This window comes from Psychroflexus salinarum (assembly GCF_042677225.1).
In the GTDB taxonomy this organism is placed as follows: Bacteria; Bacteroidota; Bacteroidia; order Flavobacteriales; family Flavobacteriaceae; genus Psychroflexus; species Psychroflexus salinarum.
The window spans coordinates 1-980 of the sequence record NZ_JBHTIV010000001.1 but is presented as its reverse complement, the minus strand read 5'-3'; the positions used below and the strand labels follow the sequence as shown (position 1 = coordinate 980).

Below are 980 nucleotides of genomic sequence, written 5' to 3'. Positions count from 1 at the left end.
CCATACCTCTTCCGTCATGGTTTAATAAACTATTACAATTGGAAGAATTGTAGTAGTTTTACATTAAGGTCTTGACTCGGTACGGGTCATATCCGCTTTACGTTGGCAAACATTTGAAAAAAACAAAATGAAAATAATTCCGTCTGATAAAATTGAAATATTAACTACTCTTTCAAATCAAGAAGTTAGAAAAATATTGAAGGAAAATATTCGACCGAAAAAAGTATTGAAATTTGGTTTTAGCGAATCCCAAGATAAGGAATTATTTGAAGGAAAGTTTGAGCAAGATAGATTTGAAATACAACGAATAATAACTGGACGAAATTCTTTTCTTCCTCAAATTAAAGGACAAATTCAACCAAATATCAATGGAACTAAATTAGTTGCGGATTTAAAAGTTCACAGGTTTGTAATTGTATTTATGCTTTTCTGGCTGACTTTTATAGGATTAGCATTTATTATTGGAATTATTGGAGTCATAAATCAAGGAACGAATCCGTTATTCTTGATTTTTCCATTAATTATGATTGGATTCGGAATTGGGTTGATTAATTACGGGTTTAACAGCCAAAAAGAAAAGTCAATAAATGATTTGAAGAAAATATTGAACAAATAAGGCATATATAAGAAAAAACGTTTGCNAATAATAACTTGCTCCGCATCCTATGTGTGGTCAATAGATATCTACCGCCACCAGCATCTCTATGAGTGTAAGTTAAAAAAGTCCATTCACTTGCTAACAAATGTGGTCTAACTTTAATTTAAAGGCTTAGCCACCTACGCTGTTTTGTGATATGAACTTTAAGTTCATTGTGAGCTTTGTTATTGGTTTATATGTTTATCTCTATTCTCTAATTTACGTTTTTTATTGTATCACTCCTATTTCATAAGGTATTCCTGTCTTTATAACAGCTAAGGTTCTACTCAGTAGCTTTCTGGCTACCTTGATGACTATCTTCTTGGTATCCTTGCCTAAATGC

At 31.6% G+C, this 980-nt stretch carries 1 protein-coding gene; it reads left to right on the top strand.

The genetic code is table 11. The annotated features are described in order from the left end of the window. Window positions 1-127: 127 nt before the first annotated feature. Window positions 128-616: a hypothetical protein gene (locus tag ACFQ0R_RS00005; protein WP_379656313.1), complete on the top strand. Its 489-nt coding sequence runs from the start codon at window positions 128-130 to the stop codon at window positions 614-616. Window positions 617-980: the final 364 nt, after the last annotated feature.

Bases quoted from the DNA above. Each gene is read 5' to 3' on its own strand.
- ACFQ0R_RS00005 (WP_379656313.1), top strand. From the start codon at position 128: ATGAAAATAATTCCGTCTGATAAAATTGAAATATTAACTACTCTTTCA.